The sequence below is a fragment of the Tateyamaria omphalii genome (assembly GCF_014651375.1).
Lineage (GTDB): Bacteria > Pseudomonadota > Alphaproteobacteria > Rhodobacterales > Rhodobacteraceae > Tateyamaria > Tateyamaria omphalii.
This window is the reverse complement of sequence record NZ_BMWT01000004.1, coordinates 328,960-348,787: the sequence shown is the minus strand read 5'-3', so window position 1 is coordinate 348,787 and position 19,828 is coordinate 328,960. Positions and strand designations below refer to the sequence as shown.

The window sequence follows — 19,828 nt, the reverse complement described above, 5'->3', positions numbered from 1 at the left end:
AGCTACAACCGAATATCAACCGGGGTCAGCCCAGGAGGCCCCTTGCCAGCCGCTTCCGCGTCACGGATCAGTTGGCGCAAACGTGCATTCAGCGGAGCCTGCCGCCCATACCGTTCGGCAAGTGCAATGATAGCCCCCTGCAAAGCATCGATTTCGGTACGACGCCCCTGTTTCAAATCATCCCACATGGATGAGCGGGCCTGCGCGTCGATGGTCAGCATTTGCGCCGCAATACGACGAAACAGTGGCGTGGGCAGACGCAGGATATGAGGGATCAGGCCGGGTGGTGCAGCGGTCGTCTTGGCGGGTTTGATCCCCGCAGCAGACAATATCCGCAGTGCTTCGGCCATTTGATCGGCCATGAGGCGCCGCCACGCGCGATCCTGCAACTGTGTCAACAACGGCAGGTCAGACAGCGCGTTGATTGCATTGCCCAGATTGATCAGCAGCTTGCCCCATTGCACTGCTTCGATGTTTTCGACCTGCTGCCAAGAAAGGGTGGGCGTATCAAATGCGGGCAATGGCCCCGCTTCGACCAGAATGTCGCCGGACGTCGCCCGGTGGTAGTGCGCAGCTCCTTCGGGCACGACATTGAATGGGACCATCGCAGCGCGAACATCGGCCCCCGGCACTGCGCCGCGCAGGTTGGAGGCATTGTCGACCCCGTTCTGCAAGCTGACAATCTGTGCCGAAGGCGCGTGTGCTGCGATTTCTCGTCCCATTGCAGCAGTGTCGCCCGACTTTGTGCACACAAGGATCACATCCGCACCGGCGAATGCGGCCTCGGCTGTTTCAACCATCTGCGGCTTTGGCAGGTGCACATCATTCCCAGCATAGTCTGTCATGCGCAGACCACGCTGCGCACAGGCATGGGCGATCCGTGGACGCGCCAAAAAACATACGTCGTAACCGGCCGCCGCCAGCAAACCGCCAACATAGCAGCCGATGCTGCCTGCGCCCGCGACTGCTATGCGTGCGTCCGCCATCAGATCAGACCCCAAGACACCAGCGCATGATGGCCTTCTGGGCATGCATACGGTTCTCAGCCTCATCAAAAATGACCGAATGCGGGCCATCCATCACTTCGGACGTGGCCTCGTCATCGCGGTGGGCTGGTAGGCAGTGCATGAATACGCTGTCCGGCTTGGCTTGTGCCATAAGGTCCGCGTTCACCTGGTATCCACGCAACTGATTGTGACGTCTCTCACGCGCGGATTGTGGATCGTGCATGCTGACCCATGTGTCCGTCACAACGAGATCAGCATCTTTCACCGCAGAATGGGGATCGCGCTCGATCGTGTAAAGACCGTCCAGTGCGCCTTCCGGGTCCAGGGGCTCTGGCCCTGTAAAGGTCAGATCAAACTCGAACTGCTTGGCCGCGTGGGCAAAGCTGGCAAAGACATTGTTGCCATCGCCAGACCAAACAACCTTCTTGCCCTTGATCGGACCGCGATGCTCTTCGAAGGTCATGACATCGGCCATGATCTGGCAAGGGTGAGTGCGGTTGGTCAGGCCATTGATCACGGGAACACTGGCATACTCCGCCATCTCAAGCAGCGTGGCCTCTTCAAAGGTGCGGATCATGATCAGATCCACATAGCGGCTCAGCACGCGCGCAGTATCAGCAATGGTCTCTCCATGGCCAAGCTGCATGTCACTGCCGGAGAGCACCATGGTCTGCCCACCCATTTGACGCACACCAACATCAAAGGACACGCGCGTCCGGGTCGAGGGCTTTTCAAAGATCAGGGCGACCATATGGCCCGCCAATGGCTGATCGTCGTCCTGGGTGCCCTTGGGGCGCCCGGCACGCGCTGTTTTCATGGCTTGGGCATTGTCGATGATATGCCGAAGATCTGCTTGGCTGGTGGTGTGGATGTCCAGGAAATGGGTCATGTCGTTGTCTCTTGGATCGAAGGAGTTGAGAGCCAAAGGCCCTCAACCTTCTAGGTTTATTCAGATAAGGAATGATCAGGCCGCGACCGTTTGTGCTGCTGCATCAAGGCGTTCAACAGCAGTGGCAAGTTCTTCATCAGTTATGGTCAAGGGCGGCAGAAGGCGGATGGTGTTGTCTGCTGCGGGCACTGTAATAACTTCTTTTTCGTAGCCGGCAGCAACGACGTCCCCGCATGGAACCTTGCACTTGATGCCGAGCATGAGCCCTGATCCACGCACCAGCTCGAACACATCGGGATGCGCCGCGACCAAGCCTTCCAGTTTTTGGCGCAGAAGGCCCGCTTTGCGATTCACATCATCCAGAAATTTGGGATCCGCAACGATGTCCAACACCGCGCACCCCACAGCGCATCCCAGTGGGTTCCCGCCATAGGTCGATCCGTGTGTCCCGGCTGTCATGCCGCTGGCTGCGTCTTCGGTGGCGAGCACGGCACCAAGTGGGAATCCACCGCCGATGCCTTTGGCCACCATCATGATGTCGGGCTCAATTCCAGCCCATTCATGGGCAAAGAGTTTACCGGTGCGACCCACACCGCACTGCACCTCGTCTAGGATCAGGAGGATACCTTTTTCGTCGCAAAGGTCGCGTAGCCCCTTGAGGCATTGGTCAGGTATTGGGATGATGCCGCCCTCGCCCTGCACGGGTTCGACCAGGATAGCGGCAGTCGTTTCTGTGATGGCAGGCTCAATCGCATCATGATCGCCAAATGCCAGATGGGTGAAGCCAGGCAGCAGGGGACCAAAACCTTTTGTCATCTTCTCGGACCCGGAGGCGGCGATGCCTGCGGAGGAGCGGCCATGGAAGCTACCGGAGAATGTGATGATGTCCACCTTTTCCGGATGCCCTTTGTCATACCAGTATTTGCGCGCCATCTTTACGGCCAGTTCGCACGCCTCAGTTCCGGAATTGGTAAAGAAGACGGTGTCGGCAAAGGTCGCGGCGACCAACTTGTCGGCCAGCGCCTGCTGCTGTGGGATGTGATACAGGTTGGATGTGTGCCACAGCGTGCCGGCCTGATCGGTCAACGCTTGCGTCAGCGCGGGATGAGCGTGACCCAGGGCGTTCACGGCAATGCCAGCCCCAAGATCAAGAAAACGTCGACCGTCCGCCTCGATCAGCCAAGTGCCTTCGCCTTTGACGAACGTCAAAGGGGCACGGTTGTAGGTTGGCAGAACGGACGTGATCATGCGGATCATCCTTTTTGGAAGGCCAATACATCAAAGCACGTTGGTGCATGAGGCATGAGGCAGGGTCAACAGATTTGAGGAAAAGCGTGCCATCGCGGCACATCGGGATCAGGCGCAGCGGTCAGCTGCGTCGCAAGGCTCGTCGGAGATGTGCGAATGTGATCATGCGGACCGTTTAGGTCAGTTGCGACGCCTTTACCAGTAAAAATACACTTGCACTTGGCGGCACACGGACGCAGGGACGCGACATGTACAAGCCCAAAGCCGAGAACCCCGTTTTTGCCGCACTGCTGATCATCGTGGCTTGTGCCTTTATCGCGGCCTCGACCTTGTTTGCGAAGGCACTGGGGACCGACCAGTTTGGTGAACCACTGCATCCCTTCCAGATCAGCTTTGGCAGGTTTCTTTTTGCGTTTATCGTCCTTGGCATGGCGGCACTGGCTCTGAAACCGGAACTGCAGCGACCCCATCTTGGGTTCCATCTGGCCCGAACAACATGCGGCTGGGCAGGTGTTACACTGATGTTTGCATCTGTTGCATACATTCCGCTGGCCGACGCCACTGCAATTTCGTTTCTGAACCCGGTCTTCGGCATGATTTTGGCCATCCCATTGCTGGGCGAGCGGGTGGGAAAGTGGCGCTGGCTGGCTGCTTTGATTGCCTTTTTAGGCGCCATGATCCTGCTGCGACCAACACCGGAAAGCTTTCAACCGGCCGCGCTTCTGGCTCTTGGGGCCGCTCTCGCCCTGGGTTTCGAGCTGAGCTTCATTAAGAAACTGACCGGCCGTGAAGGGCCATTTTCGATTCTGCTGGCCAACAACGCGCTCGGTCTTTGCATTGCAGGCGTGGCGGTGTCCTTTGTTTGGCAATCACCTTCGAACCATCAATGGGCACTTATGGCTGGTGTCGGATGTTCAATGGCGTCAGCTCAGGCATGTTTTGTGAATGCAATGGCACGGGCCGATGCCAGCTTTGTCGCGCCGTTCAGCTATGCCACCCTGATCTTTGCCGCGGGGTACGACATCATCTTCTATCGCGTTATCCCCGATGCAGTCACGATCCTTGGCGCTGGAGTTATCATCGCGGGGGCGCTACTTCTGGCTTGGCGGGAAGGGTTGCACGCGAAACCCAAAGCCCAAGGTGATCCCTTGTAACTTTGGGCTGTGTGACTACTATAGGGCGCTGACACTGAACTGAGACACAAGGCGGCCCCACGTGAGGCCGCTTTTTAAATCGGAAAGCCTGCTGATGTCCTGGACCGACGAACGCGTTGAACTGCTGAAAAAAATGTGGGGCGAGGGCCAATCGGCCAGCCAGATCGCCAAGGAACTTGGTGGCGTCACCCGCAACGCGGTGATCGGCAAGGTGCATCGCCTCGGTCTTTCGAACCGTGCTGGTGGCGGTGGTTCGAGCACAAGCACAGCCAAGGCAGAAGCCAAACCGAAACCAGCCCCCAAGGCCAAGGCTGAACCAAAGGTTCAACCCAAGACGGAACCAGCCGTCAAACCGGTCGAGACAAAAACCAGCCTGCCTGCACGCAAGCAGATCATTCCAGCAGGGCAGCCCCTGCCCCCGCAGCCCTCGGCCAACGAGATCAGCCCGGAAGCATTGGCCAAGGTCAACGAAGTCGAAAAGAAGGCCAAGAAGATCAGCCTGATGGAACTGACCGAACGGACCTGCAAATGGCCGGTGGGTGATCCGGCCACGGACAATTTCTGGTTTTGCGGCCTGCCTGTGCAACAGGGCAAACCCTATTGCGAAGCGCATGTAGGTGTTGCGTTCCAGCCGATGTCATCACGTAGGGATCGCCGCCGCTGATCCTGTGGTCGCCTGACGGCGGCATCATTTTCAAGGGGGCTTTGCCCCCGGCCTACGGCCTCCCCATGGTATTTTCAGTCAGAAGAAGACAGGCTGTTCAAAATCGGGCAGTCCGGTCTGTTGTCGCCAGCACATGTGTTGACCAGGTGGCTCAGCGTATCACGCATAGCTGACAGGTCGGCGATCTTGGCTTCAATAGCGCCGAGGTGTGTCGCAGCGATGTTGCGTACATCGGCGCTGGCTCGGTCCCGATCCTCCCACAACGCCAACAGGGAACGGCAATCCTCGACCGAAAAACCAAGCGCACGCGCTCGAGCCAAAAACGTCAGTTGATGGATATGGGTATTCGTGAAGCTGCGATAACCATTCGCGCTACGCCCAGGAGTAATAAGCCCAATCTCTTCGTAGTAGCGAATGGTTTTGGCCGGCAGTGCGGTGATGTCTGCAGCTTCCGAGATGTTCATGCGGTTCCCTCCGTGTGCAGGCGCAATGCATTCGTAACGACAAAAACGGACGACAGCGCCATGGCCAGAGCCGCCAATGCAGGCGAAAGTTGCGGACCACCAAAGGGCACAAGAATGCCAGCAGCCACCGGGATCAGGGCCGTGTTGTAAACAAAAGCCCAGGCCAGGTTCTGCCAGATGTTGCGCAGCGTGGCGCGGCTGATGCGCATAGCGCGGAGGACGGCGGCGGGTTGTGCGGACATGAGGACGACATCAGCCGCTTCGATGGCAGCGTCGGTGGCGCCATTTACAGCCAGCCCAACATCGGCAGCAGCAAGGGCCGGGGCATCGTTGATACCATCCCCGACAAACGCAACTGCACCTTTGTCCGCACGCAGCTTGCGGATCGCATCAACCTTTTGGTCCGGTTTTACGCCTGCGATGACAGTATCAATCCCTAGTGCCTCAGCAGTGTGTTTTGCTGCGGCAACCGCGTCACCGGATATCATGGCCACCGACCTGCCCTGCGCCTTCAAAACGGCAATAGCTTTTGCCGAACCGCTGCGTATCGTGTCGCGAATTGCCAATGATCCCATGTGGCGGCCATCAATCGCGACATGCACAACTGTCGCGCCTGTTGCGGCCCATACCGACGCAGCTTCGCTCAAGTCTGCATCCGCCTTCACGCCAGCCTGCGATAACATATCGAGGTTGCCAACAACCACCTTGTGCCCTTCGACAGATGCAGATGCGCCTGCCCCGAGCGCTGCTTGGAAGCCGGAGACATCGGTTGGCGCATTCGCAACATGATCAACGATTGCGCGGGCGATTGGATGCTCGGACAGGCTTTCGACACCCGCCGCCATCCGCAGAGCAAACGCCTGTTCTGCAGCGTCTGCCACGGCAATCTCATGTAGCTGCGGTGCGCCCATGGTCAGAGTTCCCGTCTTGTCGAAGGCGACGACCTGCACATCTTGCACACGCTGCAATGCATCGCCCTTGTGGAATAGCACGCCCAACTCAGCTGCACGCCCGGTGCCTACCATGACGGACATTGGCGTTGCCAAGCCCATTGCGCAGGGACACGCAATGATCAGCACCGAGACAGCGGAAACCACGGCAGGGGTCAATCCGGCGAAAGCCCACCAGAGCACAAATGTCCCCAATGCTATTGCAAGGACAGCAGGCACGAACCACGCCGTGATCCGATTGACCAATGCCTCGACCGGCAGACGCGCGGCCTGCGCTTCACGGGTTAGAGCCGTAATACGAGCAAGTACCGTATCCTCGCCCACATGCGTGGCGCGCAACGCGATGGTTCCTGTGGTTGTCAGCGTCCCACCAGTGACCACGTCGCCCTCTCGCCTGAGGACCGGCACAGGTTCACCCGTCAACATGCTTTCATCAACATGGCTGTACCCATCGACGACGATGCCATCCACCGGGATCCGCCCACCGGAACGGACACGCAACACATCACCGGTATGTACCGACGCCAGCGGCACGGTCTCGGCCTCGCCATCATCCGCCAGCCGCTCGGCTGTATCCGGGCGCAACCCCAACAAGCGCCGGACGGCGTCACCGGTGCGCCCTTTCGCACGCGCCTCGAGCCAGCGCCCCATGAGGATCAAAGTGACAATCACCGCGGCAGCTTCGAAATAAACGCCTGCAGGGGGCAAGATGCCGGGGGCAAGGACAGAAAATGCCGAAAACGCAAACGCTGCCCCTGCCCCGAGTGCCACTAGCGCATCCATGTCTGGGCGTGCCTTGAAAAGATTGGGCAGTCCACGACGAAAGAAACCAGCCCCTGGCCCCGCCAGTACAACTGCAGTCAGAACAAGCTGAAACAGATGGCTGTTGGCGGTGCCAATCGTTCTAGCCACCCAATGATGCAAGGGCGGATACATGTGGCCGCCCATCTCGATAACGAACACGGGCAGTGTCATCGCAGCTGCGACGAGGAAACGGCGGAAGATACGCTCAGTTTCGTTTCTTTCTTGTGCACTGTGGTTGGATGGCTCGGCTCGATATCCGGCGTCTTTCAAAGCGGTTCGCAGATCAGAGTCGGAACCAAGCGTGTCAACAACAAGGGTGCGGGTTGGCAAACGTGCTTCGGCTTTGATGACGCCGGGCGTGGCGCCCGCTGCCGTTTCGATACGCCTAACGCAGGATGCACAAGACATGGATGGGATGTGCAAGACGGTATGCCTGACGGTAGGCGGATAGCCAGCGCCATCCAGCGCCTGCATCGCATTAACCACATCGACCCCAGCAACCCGTGCACTGTGATCTGCAAGATTCACCCGCACGTCATGCGCACCTGGCAGTGCGGCTAAGGCCGCCTCGGCCCGTCCAACGCAAGAAGCGCAGTGCAATCCTTCCAACTTTAAGGTTAGTGTCCCTTCCGTCATGTGTTGCACATAGGGCTTCCAGTCACTGGAAGGTCAAGCCTTTGGTGAAACAAATCCAGCGCAGGTGTGAGTTGTGCGTCAGGGATGACCATGACAGGAAGGCGCGGTGCAAAAAAGTGAAAGACCAGCGATGCAAGACTTGCCCCCGCCCCCAACACCACCGCGCGCTGCCGATGTTCTGGCGGCACGGCTCTTTGATGCAGGGTGTCGTTTCGCCTTTGGTATGCCCGGCGGCGAGGTTCTGACCATCGTAGACGCGCTTGAGCGGGCGGGCATTCGCTTTATCTTGTGCAAACACGAAAACGCGGCTGCCTTCATGGCTGAAGGAGCATGGCACCGCACCGGTGCGCCCGGCATTCTGGTGGCTACGGTTGGTCCTGGAGCATTGAATGGCGTGAATGCTGTGGCCAATGCCCATCAAGATCGCGTGCCACTGATTGTGCTGGCCGGTTGTGTCGATGCGGACGAAGCACAGACCTACACGCACCAAGTGCTAGACCAGACGCAAGTGTTCCGTCCAATCACCAAGGCGACCTTTACGCTAAATACCGGCGCCGCGCACGTCATTGCAGACAAGGCTGTTAGCATCGCGCAGGAGGGACGACCCGGCCCCGTTCACATCGATGTGCCAATCACCGTAGCCGTGACTCCCGTAAGGCCGGAGCTTCCAATACGCAGGTCCCTTGCAGAACCGGTTGTGCCAGCGGCACAAACACTTTCAGGCATGCGAGCGGCCTTGGCGAATGCAGAACGTCCAATCCTGATCGCTGGTGTCGATGCGTTGAATCAGGGCTTTGACACACGGCGACAAGACATGTCGGATGCGCTGCGGCAGTTTGTTGAAACCTACAACGTGCCCGTTATTACGACGTACAAAGCCAAGGGGTTGCTACCGGAAGATCACCAGCTGGCTTTGGGTGGCGCGGGACTGTCACCCAAGGCTGACAAAGTTCTGTTGCCGTTGGTCCAAAGCGCCGATCTGATCATCGGCCTGGGCTATGATCCAATCGAAATGCGCACAGGTTGGCGGGATTTCTATTTCCCCGGCATCCAAACCATGATCGACATCACGGCCGAACCGAACCACCACTACATGCACCAAGCGACAACCAATGTGATCGGTGACTGCGCCGTCACGCTGGCAGCAATGGCGGACGGCGTGACGCCCCGTGCTACATGGACAAATGGAGAGGTTGCGGCTGCCAAGTCTGCTTTGGCCGACGCTTTCCCTAGCAACGATGATTGGGGACCCGCGGCGGTAATTGACACATGCCGTGCTGAATTGCCCCGCAATGCGCTCGCCACCGCAGACAGCGGAGCACATCGCATTCTGCTCAGTCAGATGTGGGAATGCTACGAGCCGAGAGGGCTTATGCAGTCATCCGCGCTGTGCACCATGGGTTGTGCAATTCCATTGGCAATGGGCGCGCAAGTTGCCGACCCCAACCGCACAGTGGTTAGTTTCTCCGGGGACGCGGGCTTCCTGATGGTGGCTGGCGAATTGTCCACGGCAGCAGAACTTGGCCTCAAGACCGTTTTCGTTGTTTTTGTTGATGCATCGCTGGCCCTGATCGAATTGAAACAACGGCAGAGACAGCTCACCAATGCAGGCGTCGACTTTGCCAAGCACGACTTTGCGGCCATGGGCCGCGCCTTTGGTGGCGTCGGCCATACGGTCACGTCACGGGCCGAGTTGAAAGACGCCCTTGCCGCCGCGCAATCGGCCGATACGTTCACCGTGATCGCCGCTGTGATTGATCGGGGAGCATATGATGGCCGCATCTGAGACACAGGGCGCACTGGACGGCCTGTTCGTTCTGGACCTGTCGCGCATCCTTGCCGGACCGACCGCAACACAGATGCTGGGTGATTTGGGCGCCACCGTCATCAAAATCGAGAACCCGAAGACCGGCGGCGATGACACGCGAGGATGGGGCCCCAACTATGCCCGCGGCGTTGACGGGCAACCCACTGATCTGTCATCTTATTTCATGTCCGCGAACCGCAACAAGCAATCGGTGGCCGTCGACCTTTCAACCGACGAGGGACAGGACATCGTTCGCCAACTCGCCGCACGCGCCGACGTCGTGATCGAGAATTACAAGCCTGACGGATTGGTCAAGTACGGCCTGGACCACAATACGCTGCTCAATGCCCATCCAGGGCTTGTCTACTGCTCTATCTCCGGGTTTGGCCAGACCGGCCCAAACCGTGACAAACCCGGCTACGATCTAATGGCACAGGGTTACGGCGGGATCATGTCGCTGACTGGCGATCCGGACGGCACGCCAACGAAAGTTGGCGTTGGCATCGCTGACGTTATGTGCGGCATGTACGCCACCATCGGCATTCTGGCAGCACTCAGGCATCGTGACCAAACAGGCGAGGGTCAACACATCGATCTCAGCCTCGTTGACGCACAGATGGCGTGGTTGATCAACGAAGGATGCAACTACCTTGTGTCCGGTCAGGTGCCCGAAAGGCGCGGCAACGCACACCCGAATATCGTTCCATACGATGCGTTCGCGACATCGGACGGACATGTATTGGTGGCAGTTGGCAACGATGCGCAATTTGCGCGTTTCTGCGATGCAATCGGAGCGCCCGGTTTGGGTCGCGACCAGCGCTACACGACCAACCTAAGCCGCATTGAGAACCGAGTTAGTTTAACCGCATCACTCACCCCAATTCTGGCAAAGATGACAAAAGACGACCTTCTGACAAAAATGCACGCTGTCAAAGTCCCTGGTGGACCGATCCATGATGTCTCCGAAGCGTTGAACTCCGATCAGGCAGAGGCGCGCGGTACGGTGGTGCAGGTCGACAGACGCGATGTGGAAGACGGACACGTACGTCTTCTGGCGAATCCGCTCAAGTTTTCGGCGACGCCGGTGACTTACAGACGCCCCCCGCCCCGGTTCGGGCAGGACACAAAAGCCGTGCTTGCAACATTAAAGCCCAAAAATTCGCAACAAAATACCGACTAGCCCAAGCGCTTTGGCCGGTTTTTGCCTGATTTTCGCGGATGTGCTGACATTTTGCTCACGGAACCGCACATGCTGCTTCACGGTTACGTGTTTCCTGTGCTCATAGCATACCATTCCTGCCTAGATGTTTTACACCCAGTAAGAACGCATACGGTAAAAGGTCACGCACCCATGATGCACGATATTTGTCAGGCGCCCGTCAGCCTAGAAGATCCCGCTCTCGTCGAAGAGTGGAACGGCATGATCCGCGCCTTCCTCGCGCATGGCACTGCGACCCCAACGCATCTGGGCGCAATCTTGTCGGGTGCACCCCAATTTGCGATGGGATACGCCGCAAAGGGTCTCTTTTCCCTGATGATGGGGCGCAAGGAGTTGTGGGATGTCGCCCATCAGGCAGGCAAGGATGCGGTGGCCGCACTGGCTGCGGCTGGCGGCTCAGCGCGCGAACGGCTTTGGGTTCGTGCCTTGGGCGAATGGTTAGATGGCCGCCCTTCGGGCGCGATCGCCGCAATGGAGCGCGTTCTGGCGGAGCACCCCACCGACACCTTGTCCGCCAAGGTAAGCCACGCGATCCGATTTATTCTGGGTGACGGTGTTGGCATGCGTACCTCGATCGAGAACGTATTGGATGCCCACAAAGATCACCCGCTCGAAGGGTATCTGCACGGCTGTCATGCCTTCACGCTCGAAGAGACAGGTGACTATCACGCGGCAGAAGCAGCCGGGCTCAAAGGGCTGGAGTTGGCAACGGACGACGCTTGGGGCCTGCACGCCGTAGCTCATGTTTACGACATGACCGCCCGTCCTGACGCGGGTATTTCCCTCATCGAAAACAACGTTCCGGCATGGGATCACTGCAACAACTTCCGCTACCACGTTTGGTGGCACAAAGCGCTTTTGCACCTCGATCGCGGCGAGAACGACATCGTGCTTGCGCTCTATGATCAACAGATCCGCGCGGACAAGACAGACGACTACCGCGACATCGCCAACGCGACATCCCTTCTGATGCGGCTCGAGCTTGAGGGCACCCACGTGGGTGATCGCTGGACCGAGCTGGCGGATTTTGCGCAGAACCGCACGGATGACGGGTGCCTCGTCTTTGCCGACCTTCACTACCAACTGGCTCTCGGTGCCGCCGGACGTGAGGATGCGCAGGCCGCAATGACCACGCGCTTTGCCGTCGATGCAGCACGTCAGGGCGAGATGCCGGCACGCGTGGCCGATCCGGGCAAGGCAGCGCTTTCAGGTTTGAACGCGTTTGCCGAGGGGCGCTATGACGCGGCATTCCAGAACCTTGCCGCGGCCCGACCATCAATGCAGATCATCGGCGGCAGCCATGCCCAGCGCGACGTTTTTGAACGGATGACAATCGACGCGGGGCTTCGGTCTGGCATGTATGACGCGACCGAGGCTTTGCTCGAAGATCGCATTGCACGTCGGGCTGGCGCCATTGACCGGTTTGCCGCAACTCGGCTGGCCTCGATCCAGGACGCGCGGCGCATTCCCGCTCAATAATGTGCGGGGATGGCACCCATTTGTGAGGTAAAGTAGACAGCGGCCATGACTTTTGCCGACCCGACAACGACCACTGCAGCCCCTTCTGCTGCGGCTGCACCCGCCAATCCTGTGCGGGTGCGTGATATCCGTCTGGATTTCTTCCGCGGGCTGGCGATGTTCATAATCCTGTTCGCTCATACACCGGGCAACTTCCTGACCTCGTGGATTCCTGCGCGTTGGGGTTTTTCTGATGCGACTGAAATCTTCGTCTTCTGCTCTGGCATGGCATCCGCCATTGCCTTTGGTTCCACATTCCAAAGGGCTGGCTTTGCCCTTGGGACGGCCCGTGTCGGATATCGCATTTGGCAAGTGTACTGGGCGCATGTCGGCCTGTTCTTTGCCACAACAGCCCTTTTGGCATTCGTCACCGATCTTGACATCACGACCCGCAACTACTGGGGCCAACTGAACCTGTGGATGCTGTTTGTCGAAGGCGAACATTGGCAAAACCCTGACATGCTGTTCCGATTCATGACGTTGCAGTGGGTACCGAACCTGTTCGACATTCTGCCGATGTACATGGTGATCCTTGCCATGATGCCCATCGTGATCTTTCTGGCGCGTGTGCATTTGGGGCTTGTCGCGGCCTTCTGCGGTATCCTGTGGTTACTTGGCCAACGCAAATTCATGGAGGCAGCGGGCCTTCCGTATTTGAACTTCACAGCCGAACCGTGGGTTGGAAATGACGATTGGCAGCGGCGTTGGTTCCTTAACCCATTTGGCTGGCAGCTTGTTTTCTTTACGGGTTTTGCGTTTATGCGTGGCTGGTTGCCGAAACCGCCCGTCAACAAGATGCTGATCGGCATCGCAGCCTTTATCGTTCTTGCGAACATCCCGCTCTCGAACATTGGCGTGCGCGAACTGGGTTTTGACTGGGCGCGTGACTGGCGCGCAGATAACCGCCAGTGGATCTCCAAATCCGACTTCGGCCTTTTGCGCTATGTGCAATTCCTGGCGCTTGCCTACCTCGCTTGGGTTTTGGCAGGCGACAAAGGCCACCGCCTGCGGGTGTCGGCCACAAGCGCACTGTCGCGTGCTTGGGACAAGGTGCTGACTGTCATCCTGAAGGTCGGACAGCAATCCTTGGCGGTCTTTGTCGTCTCAATATTTGTCGCACGCTTCAACGGCTTTGCGATGGACATTCTGGGCCGTGAAACGATCACGGTTCTGGCAGTGAATGCATTTGGGTGCGGTGTTCTGATCCTGACGGCATACCTAGCCGGTTGGTTCAAATCCGTTCCCTGGAAACCGAAGGCAAGCCGCTGATGCTGCGCCGTGAATTCCTCGCTTCCCTTGCGGCGCTATCCGCGGTTCCTCATGCGTCTTGGGCGCAAGACAAACAAGGATTGCCGCTGGGTGACTCTGTGCCATTCAGCCCGACGGACGTCGTTGATATCGCCAGGGAAAAGGCCAGCCGCGCATATGAACCGCGGCCCATGATCCCTCAGGCATGGCAGGACCTTACCTACGACCAGTATCGCAAGATCTGGTTCGACAGCCGTAATGGTCTATGGGAAGGCACTGACGCGTCACAACGTGTCGACGTGTTTCCGCCGGGACTCTACTTTCCTCAAGCCATCCGAACCTATGTCGTCGAAGGCGACCAGGCACGCCCGATCCAGTTCGACATGGGCGTCTTTGATACGACGGACAAATTCCCGGATGTACCCATAGATGAAACGCTCGGCTATTCAGGTCTGCGCCTACGGGCGGAACTACGTCAACCGGGCATCCACGAGGAATACGCCGTCTTCCAGGGTGCCAGTTATTTCCGTGGCATCGGCACGGGCGATATCTACGGCCTGTCAGCGCGCGGTCTTGCGCTCAAAACCGGCGATCCAATGGGCGAGGAATTCCCCGACTTTACTCATTTCTGGCTGGAGCGACCCGCAGCGGGCGCTGCCCAAATCGTTGTCCACGCGTTGCTGGACAGTCCGTCCTGCACAGGGGCCTACCGGTTCGAGATCATGCCGGGCCAACCGCTTGTGATGGAAGTCGAGGCGGAAATCTTTGCACGAAACACGCTCACGCATATTGGCATCGCGCCGCTGACATCGATGTTCATGTTCGATGACATGAACAGACAACGCTTCGACGACTTCCGGCCTGCCGTCCACGACAATGATGGGCTTATGATCCACAATGGTGGTGGCGAAGTCATCTGGCGCCCGCTTGCCAACCCCCGCACGCTGCAAATCAGCGCATTTGGTGACAACAACCCACGTGGATTTGGTCTGATGCAACGGGCGCGCAAATTCCGCGACTTCAACGATTTAGAGGCGTTGTATCATCGCCGCCCCGGTCTCTGGGTTACACCGGGTGAGGGCTGGGGACGCGGCAGCGTCGCCCTCATCGAGATTCCAACTGACAAAGAAATCTACGACAACATTGTTGCGTATTGGCGCCCCTCTGCCGATATCGAAGCCGGTACGTCGCATCGCATGACCTACCGCCTGGATTGGGGCTCCGATCCGGCACCGAAAGCTGCGATGCCACTGCGTGTTTTGAACACTGCGGCTGGCGGTCGTCCCGAAGGCGGGCGCATCTTTACAATTGATTTCGAGGATGCCCCTCACGTTCCCAAAGACCTTTCGAAGGTTGATCGCCTTGTCCGATCAAGCGCCGGTGATGTGACCGAAGGCATCATCCAACGGAATCCGGAAACCGGAGGGCCGCGCCTCGCCTTTACATTCATGCCAGGTGAGGCCGAATGGGCAGAGTTCCGGGCGCAATTGCGACTGGACGGGCAAGCTCTGAGCGAGGTGTGGTTGTACCGATGGACAGCGTGAAACACTTTGCAATGCCTCCACGGGCCCCGCTGGACATGCCTGCGCAGGACTTGGCACGCGCGCCGGCCAATACAGATGCGGGAACGGCCAAGCAGGACCCGATTTGGCGCATGGCTGTTTTTCTTCCGGCGCTGACCATCACGGGTCTTGTACTTTGGGGTCTGTACGGCCTGTTCAAAATGTCCGGTATGACGGCTTTTGAATACGTGCTTCTTGCGCTCATAGGTCTGACATTCATTTGGGTCACCATTGCAGTATCAACCGTTGGCGTCGGCTTGGCAGGCAGACTGGATGCAAACCGCATGCCAGCACCTTCAGACCCATTGGACGTCGCCCTTCTGGTACCAGTGTACAATGAAACGCCTTGGGACGTGTTCGGCAACGCCGCAGCAATGCTGACCGATCTGACGCGTCAAAAAGGCGGCCATCGCTACAGCCTGTTCATTCTGAGCGACACAACCGATGACCTGATTGCATGGCAGGAATGGCAAGCCTTCGAGGCATTGCGAAGCAGCGCGCCTGTGCCGGTTCACTATCGCCGCCGCGCACAAAACACGGACAAAAAAGTAGGTAACCTTGTCGATTGGATCACCGGTTGGGGTGCCTCTTACGAAGCAATGTTGGTGTTGGATGCGGATAGTCTGATGACAGGTCGGGCCATCGATCGGCTTTCCAGCGAGCTGGCGACAGACCCGAAAGCCGGGCTGATACAGAGCTTTCCTCAGCTTATCGGCGCCAATACGCTGTTTGCGAGAATGCAGCAGTTTTCCAATGTCGCATATGGGTGGCTGCTGGCCGAAGGTCTGGCGCACTGGTCCCGCACTGAAGGCAACTATTGGGGCCACAATGCGATCATCCGCACACGTGCTTTCGCGTCATCTGCGGGTTTACCGCATCTACGCAGCATGACGGGACAAACAAACCTGATCCTCTCACATGATTTCGTAGAGGCATCGCTGTTGCGGCGGTCCGGTTGGCGGGTGCGTTTCCTTCCCCGTATCTCTGGCAGCTTTGAAGAAACGCCGGGCACACTCATCGACTACGTGATACGGGACCGTCGATGGTGCCGGGGCAACCTGCAACACTTGCGTCTGCTCGCAACCCGCGGCCTTCATCCGGTCAGTCGCTTCCACCTGTTTCAAGGTGCGGCCGCTTACCTTATGTCACCCGCATGGTTTGTACTTCTGGTGTTCTGGGCGTTGTTGGGTCGCGATGCCGAGACCAACGTGATCTCGTACTTCAACGAGGCGAACCCCTTGTTCCCGAACTGGCCACCGGCCATGACGCATATCGACAGCGCAATTTTCCTGGTGGTTATGTACGCGATGCTTCTGACACCCAAGATCACATCTGCACTGATCATTGCGGCCAACGGAAAAGCCGTCAGGCTTTTTGGCGGGCGTCGGGTATTTACCGGAGCGGTTCTGACCGAGCTTGCCCTGTCAGTTGCTTATGCACCCATCATGATGATCCAGCAGACCAAAGCCGTTATTGGCGGCTTGGTAGGACGTGGTGGGTGGTCGCCACAAAGCCGTGCTGCCCAAGCATATCCAATGGCAACTTTGATCAAGTTTCATTGGATTGAAACCCTGATTGGCGCGCTTCTGTTTCTTGGGTTGGGCATGGGGTTGGTGTCTTGGTGGCTTATTCCGATTGCTGCCAGCCTGGCGTTTGCCGTCCCGCTGTCTGGTCTGAGTTCATACCCCTTGGCTCATATCCGGCCACCGAGCTTGCGACTGGACAATCCTCTGACGCTTCGTGAACCAGCTATCGTTGGCAACGCGCGTACAGCCCGCGCCGAAATGCGTGCGCGAATAGAGGCGTCCGAAATAGCAGCGGAGTAGTCTTCTCGAAGGCCTTCCTGGGATTGATTGTCCTTGTAGACAGCGAGCCACAGCCTCCAGCAGGGCCTGCTCGCACAATGAGAACGGAAAACGGGCGTCGAGGAATGGCTGAAATGCAGTGCGCCTGAGCGAGTACTATTGAAGAACTATTGTACGCGAGTGAACTGCGAAGCAAAGTCTACGAAAGACCTTGAGCATAGTCGTAAGGGGTGTTCGGAAACGGGTTACTCAGACGTCCAAGCCACAGTAGGCAGCCCGCGCTTTACCCATCCGGGCCCGGCGCCCGATCCCAACATACCTTCTGGAACGTCGATGATCGTTGTGAACCCTGCTGCTGTCAGGCGTTCGCTCAAGCGCCGAGAACGCACGCCGCGGGCGCAAATCAAAGCCACAGGCACGTCCGTGCGCCCATCAGTCTGCGCGAGAAGCGCATCGGTAAAGTCTTTCCGGCGCATATCCAAGGGGACAGCGCCCTCACCGACACCCGTCCGCTTCCATTCGTCAGGTCGACGAATGTCGACCAACAGGACCGTACCTTTTGTTGCCGCCGCATAGACATCCGGAGTGGTCAGGGTGCCTTCCATCCCGGCCTCGGCAGAGATGTTGTACCAACGCGATGCAAAGACTGTGCCGCCGACAATCGCCATGCCAATAAAAAACCCAAGGCCCCGGCGCGTCATACGCGCCGGGGCCGCCGCCCGGTCAGTTTTGGGAGTTTCTGCCGAGCGAACCGTCATGTCATGTATTCGGCGCTTCACTGGTGAATTTCGGAATGGTGCTTTCCGACGCCGCTTCACCTTCGATGCTGACCCAGTTGCCTTCGGAAAGGTTGATGTTTCCAGGAATATCTTCCTCCCAGAAGCCCACAACCACATCAGTGATGTTCAAATACAGTTTGTCATCGACGATGCGCCACAGGTTTGGGTTGGCAGGTACTTTCCCGCCCTTTGCGACGCCATAGGCACAGTGACCGTCATACTGCGGTGCATAGCGCGCCGGGTCGGCAACGAACTTGTCGCGGTTTTCTTCTGTTGAGAAAGCGAATGTCGCACCATTGTATTCGGCGGTGATGTCCGCGTTGCCCGGCACGCCGGGCGTTTGTGTCTGACCTACCGGCTTCATTTCGAGGTCGAAATAGGCCACAACATCATAACCCGAAACAGCAAAGCCTGTTTCGTCAATGTACTGGTCGCCGGCAAACGCAGCCGTGCTGAACGTCAAGGCACTTGCAGCCGCAGCAACGGCCATCGTGAGTCGATTCATCATATGGGATCATCCTCTGTCAAACTAGGTCCGGCGCGTATCACTTGCGGCGGATAATCAGACATTAATGGGCAGCGGTCCAGCTTTTCAGCCCGCCTCGCGCCGATGTGAGACCACGTCGGTTTTCGTGAGTTCCGTTACACTCAACGCAACCGCGGCGGACGATCCGGATCCATGCCCGGCGCGGCAGGTTCCGGTGGCTGCACTGGCGCGGGCTGCGGCAAGTCAAAGCGCAAGCCGACACGCGTCAAACGCTGAACAATCGCGGCATTTGCATCAAAAAAGCCAACATCCATTGCCCCGGCATCAATCCCCGAAAAGATCAGAGCTTCGGATGCAGCCTTGGCCAGCGCATCCTCTGCCCCGGGTGCTGCCCCGACAAAAGCAAGCATGTGGCTGCAAGCGCCGTCAGCGTCGGTTGTACCGACAAGGTAGGCCATCTGCGCCAACCCGGTCGCCGTTGCCAGTTTGGTATCCAAAGCCGAAATGAGGACTTCGGGCAGTCCTGTTGGAGCGGATACTTCGGCCAGTCGTGCCTCGATCTCTTCGGGACCAGTGCGAAGCGTGGTTGCCAGCCATTGCACCCCATCCGCATCCAGAAGAAAGGACGACGGGGCCACATCCAGGTTTAAACCCAGCCCAAGACTCTGCTCTGCAAGCAAACCGGCAATCACACGACCCGACATCGCAGCATATGGTGCCTCCGCACCAACAAATCTTGCCAATCGTTCCACTCGGTCGAACACAAGGACAAGCGGGCCGATTCCCGGATCAAAGACCTGTGGCGTGATCTGATCTCCCTTCACCTCGGATTCCAGTAGCAGGAATAGCTCTGCGTCTCCCAATCGCTCAAGAAACTGCAATCGTGCGGAATCATCATCTGGCCTAGCCTGCATCACGCCGTGGGCCTGATCCAAAACCGTTTGTGTCAAGACAGCACCTCTTTGACGCGCGCCCTTAGTACGGGCAGCACGTCTACCTCGAACCACGGGTTTTTCTTCAACCACGCGGTATTGCGCCAGGACGGGTGAGGCAAGGGAAAGGCCCGAGGCGCAAAGTCGCGCCAAGCGGTCACAGTGTCTCGGACCGACATCTTGGTGCCCAGATGCCAGGATTGCGCGTACCCGCCGATCAACAAGACCAACGGCACATCACCCACGTGTTCCATGACGTCCTCCCGCCAGGTCTTGGCACAGATCTTGGGGGGTGGCCGGTCAGATCCCTTTGCGTCATATCCGGGGAAGCAAAATGCCATTGGGACGATCGCCAGTTTGTCTCGATCGTAAAATGTTGCCTCATCCAACCCAAGCCAATCACGCAACCGATCTCCGGAAGGGTCGGTGAAAGGCCGCCCGCTTTCGTGTACACGCGCGCCGGGCGCTTGACCCGCCACGAGGATTCGAACACCGGGCTTAAACCAGACAACGGGTCGCGGGCTATGCGCTGTTTCTGTTGCGGCAAATCGGTCCGCACACAGCGTGCATGCGCTAATTCTTTCTGGCAGTCCCATGGAAAACACTTATGCGACACCAATGGGTTAGGCAATCAATTCGAGACTCTTCGAAATAA

At 58.2% G+C, this 19,828-nt stretch carries 17 protein-coding genes; 8 read left to right on the top strand and 9 right to left on the bottom strand.

Going from position 1 to position 19,828, the window contains the following annotated elements:
- Window positions 1-2: 2 nt before the first annotated feature.
- The 3 genes from IE087_RS15650 to IE087_RS15640 all read right to left on the bottom strand — a co-directional run bounded on the left by IE087_RS15650 (window position 3) and on the right by IE087_RS15640 (window position 3,144).
- Window positions 3-986, bottom strand: coding sequence for a 2-dehydropantoate 2-reductase (locus tag IE087_RS15650; RefSeq protein ID WP_189370297.1), 984 nt, complete (start codon window positions 984-986; stop codon window positions 3-5).
- A gap of 4 nt (window positions 987-990) precedes the next feature.
- Window positions 991-1,896, bottom strand: a complete 906-nt coding sequence (gene argF, locus IE087_RS15645; RefSeq protein WP_189370296.1) for an ornithine carbamoyltransferase — start codon at window positions 1,894-1,896, stop codon at window positions 991-993.
- 75 nt (window positions 1,897-1,971) lie between these two features.
- Window positions 1,972-3,144: an aspartate aminotransferase family protein gene (locus IE087_RS15640; protein WP_189370295.1), complete on the bottom strand. Its 1,173-nt coding sequence runs from the start codon at window positions 3,142-3,144 to the stop codon at window positions 1,972-1,974.
- Between the two features lie 248 nt (window positions 3,145-3,392).
- Between IE087_RS15640 and IE087_RS15635 the strand changes: the two genes are divergently transcribed.
- Both IE087_RS15635 and IE087_RS15630 read left to right on the top strand, forming a co-directional pair.
- Window positions 3,393-4,298: a DMT family transporter gene (locus IE087_RS15635; protein ID WP_189370294.1), complete on the top strand. Its 906-nt coding sequence runs from the start codon at window positions 3,393-3,395 to the stop codon at window positions 4,296-4,298.
- Between the two features lie 94 nt (window positions 4,299-4,392).
- Window positions 4,393-4,962, top strand: a complete 570-nt coding sequence (locus IE087_RS15630; RefSeq protein WP_189370293.1) for a GcrA family cell cycle regulator — start codon at window positions 4,393-4,395, stop codon at window positions 4,960-4,962.
- A gap of 74 nt (window positions 4,963-5,036) precedes the next feature.
- On the opposite strand, the gene cueR is transcribed toward IE087_RS15630, so the two are convergent.
- A complete protein-coding gene (gene cueR, locus IE087_RS15625; protein WP_189370292.1) occupies window positions 5,037-5,426 on the bottom strand; it encodes a Cu(I)-responsive transcriptional regulator in 390 nt (129 codons plus the stop codon).
- Window positions 5,423-7,816: a heavy metal translocating P-type ATPase gene (locus tag IE087_RS15620; RefSeq protein ID WP_189370291.1), complete on the bottom strand. Its 2,394-nt coding sequence runs from the start codon at window positions 7,814-7,816 to the stop codon at window positions 5,423-5,425. The genes cueR and IE087_RS15620 overlap by 4 nt, the downstream gene beginning before the upstream one ends.
- A 130-nt stretch (window positions 7,817-7,946) precedes the next feature.
- On the opposite strand from IE087_RS15620, the gene IE087_RS15615 reads away from it, so the two are divergent.
- The 6 genes from IE087_RS15615 to mdoH all read left to right on the top strand — a co-directional run bounded on the left by IE087_RS15615 (window position 7,947) and on the right by mdoH (window position 16,996).
- The gene (locus IE087_RS15615; protein WP_189370290.1) at window positions 7,947-9,602 is read left to right on the top strand and encodes a thiamine pyrophosphate-binding protein; all 1,656 of its coding nucleotides are present in this window, start codon (window positions 7,947-7,949) and stop codon (window positions 9,600-9,602) included.
- On the top strand, window positions 9,586-10,803 hold the full coding sequence (locus tag IE087_RS15610; RefSeq protein WP_189370289.1) for a CaiB/BaiF CoA transferase family protein: 1,218 nt from the start codon (window positions 9,586-9,588) through the stop codon (window positions 10,801-10,803). The genes IE087_RS15615 and IE087_RS15610 overlap by 17 nt, the downstream gene beginning before the upstream one ends.
- A gap of 171 nt (window positions 10,804-10,974) precedes the next feature.
- Window positions 10,975-12,321 carry a tetratricopeptide repeat protein gene (locus IE087_RS15605; protein ID WP_189370288.1) on the top strand — a complete coding sequence of 449 codons (1,347 nt, stop codon included), beginning with the start codon at window positions 10,975-10,977 and terminating at the stop codon, window positions 12,319-12,321.
- 45 nt (window positions 12,322-12,366) lie between these two features.
- Window positions 12,367-13,629, top strand: a complete 1,263-nt coding sequence (locus IE087_RS15600; RefSeq protein WP_189370287.1) for an OpgC family protein — start codon at window positions 12,367-12,369, stop codon at window positions 13,627-13,629.
- Window positions 13,629-15,152 (top strand): OpgD/OpgG family glucan biosynthesis protein, encoded by a 1,524-nt coding sequence (locus IE087_RS15595; protein ID WP_189370286.1) that lies wholly within the window; start codon window positions 13,629-13,631, stop codon window positions 15,150-15,152. Before IE087_RS15600 ends, IE087_RS15595 begins: the two co-directional genes overlap by 1 nt.
- A complete protein-coding gene (mdoH, locus tag IE087_RS15590) occupies window positions 15,074-16,996 on the top strand; it encodes a glucans biosynthesis glucosyltransferase MdoH (protein WP_229801409.1) in 1,923 nt (640 codons plus the stop codon). Before IE087_RS15595 ends, mdoH begins: the two co-directional genes overlap by 79 nt.
- A 224-nt stretch (window positions 16,997-17,220) precedes the next feature.
- Here mdoH and IE087_RS15585 read toward each other — a convergent pair whose 3' ends face one another.
- The 4 genes from IE087_RS15585 to IE087_RS15570 form a co-directional block, all read right to left on the bottom strand.
- Window positions 17,221-17,733: a rhodanese-like domain-containing protein gene (locus IE087_RS15585; protein ID WP_189370285.1), complete on the bottom strand. Its 513-nt coding sequence runs from the start codon at window positions 17,731-17,733 to the stop codon at window positions 17,221-17,223.
- Window position 17,734: 1 nt separating this feature from the next.
- Complete coding sequence (locus IE087_RS15580) at window positions 17,735-18,259, bottom strand: YHS domain-containing (seleno)protein (protein WP_189370454.1); 525 nt, start codon at window positions 18,257-18,259, stop codon at window positions 17,735-17,737.
- 143 nt (window positions 18,260-18,402) lie between these two features.
- Window positions 18,403-19,191, bottom strand: coding sequence for an SseB family protein (locus IE087_RS15575; protein ID WP_189370284.1), 789 nt, complete (start codon window positions 19,189-19,191; stop codon window positions 18,403-18,405).
- Window positions 19,188-19,769 carry a uracil-DNA glycosylase family protein gene (locus IE087_RS15570; RefSeq protein ID WP_189370283.1) on the bottom strand — a complete coding sequence of 194 codons (582 nt, stop codon included), beginning with the start codon at window positions 19,767-19,769 and terminating at the stop codon, window positions 19,188-19,190. Before IE087_RS15570 ends, IE087_RS15575 begins: the two co-directional genes overlap by 4 nt.
- Window positions 19,770-19,828 lie beyond the last annotated feature (59 nt).

Coding starts and splice junctions, on each gene's coding strand:
- cueR (WP_189370292.1), bottom strand. CDS start 5,426: ATGAACATCTCGGAAGCTGCAGACATCACCGCACTGCCGGCCAAAACC.
- IE087_RS15570 (WP_189370283.1), bottom strand. CDS start 19,769: ATGGGACTGCCAGAAAGAATTAGCGCATGCACGCTGTGTGCGGACCGA.
- IE087_RS15610 (WP_189370289.1), top strand. CDS start 9,586: ATGATGGCCGCATCTGAGACACAGGGCGCACTGGACGGCCTGTTCGTT.
- IE087_RS15650 (WP_189370297.1), bottom strand. CDS start 986: ATGGCGGACGCACGCATAGCAGTCGCGGGCGCAGGCAGCATCGGCTGC.
- IE087_RS15620 (WP_189370291.1), bottom strand. CDS start 7,816: ATGACGGAAGGGACACTAACCTTAAAGTTGGAAGGATTGCACTGCGCT.
- IE087_RS15600 (WP_189370287.1), top strand. CDS start 12,367: ATGACTTTTGCCGACCCGACAACGACCACTGCAGCCCCTTCTGCTGCG.
- IE087_RS15635 (WP_189370294.1), top strand. CDS start 3,393: ATGTACAAGCCCAAAGCCGAGAACCCCGTTTTTGCCGCACTGCTGATC.
- argF (WP_189370296.1), bottom strand. CDS start 1,896: ATGACCCATTTCCTGGACATCCACACCACCAGCCAAGCAGATCTTCGG.
- IE087_RS15595 (WP_189370286.1), top strand. CDS start 13,629: ATGCTGCGCCGTGAATTCCTCGCTTCCCTTGCGGCGCTATCCGCGGTT.
- mdoH (WP_229801409.1), top strand. CDS start 15,074: ATGGGCAGAGTTCCGGGCGCAATTGCGACTGGACGGGCAAGCTCTGAG.
- IE087_RS15615 (WP_189370290.1), top strand. CDS start 7,947: ATGCAAGACTTGCCCCCGCCCCCAACACCACCGCGCGCTGCCGATGTT.
- IE087_RS15585 (WP_189370285.1), bottom strand. CDS start 17,733: ATGACGGTTCGCTCGGCAGAAACTCCCAAAACTGACCGGGCGGCGGCC.
- IE087_RS15640 (WP_189370295.1), bottom strand. CDS start 3,144: ATGATCACGTCCGTTCTGCCAACCTACAACCGTGCCCCTTTGACGTTC.
- IE087_RS15630 (WP_189370293.1), top strand. CDS start 4,393: ATGTCCTGGACCGACGAACGCGTTGAACTGCTGAAAAAAATGTGGGGC.
- IE087_RS15605 (WP_189370288.1), top strand. CDS start 10,975: ATGATGCACGATATTTGTCAGGCGCCCGTCAGCCTAGAAGATCCCGCT.
- IE087_RS15580 (WP_189370454.1), bottom strand. CDS start 18,259: ATGAATCGACTCACGATGGCCGTTGCTGCGGCTGCAAGTGCCTTGACG.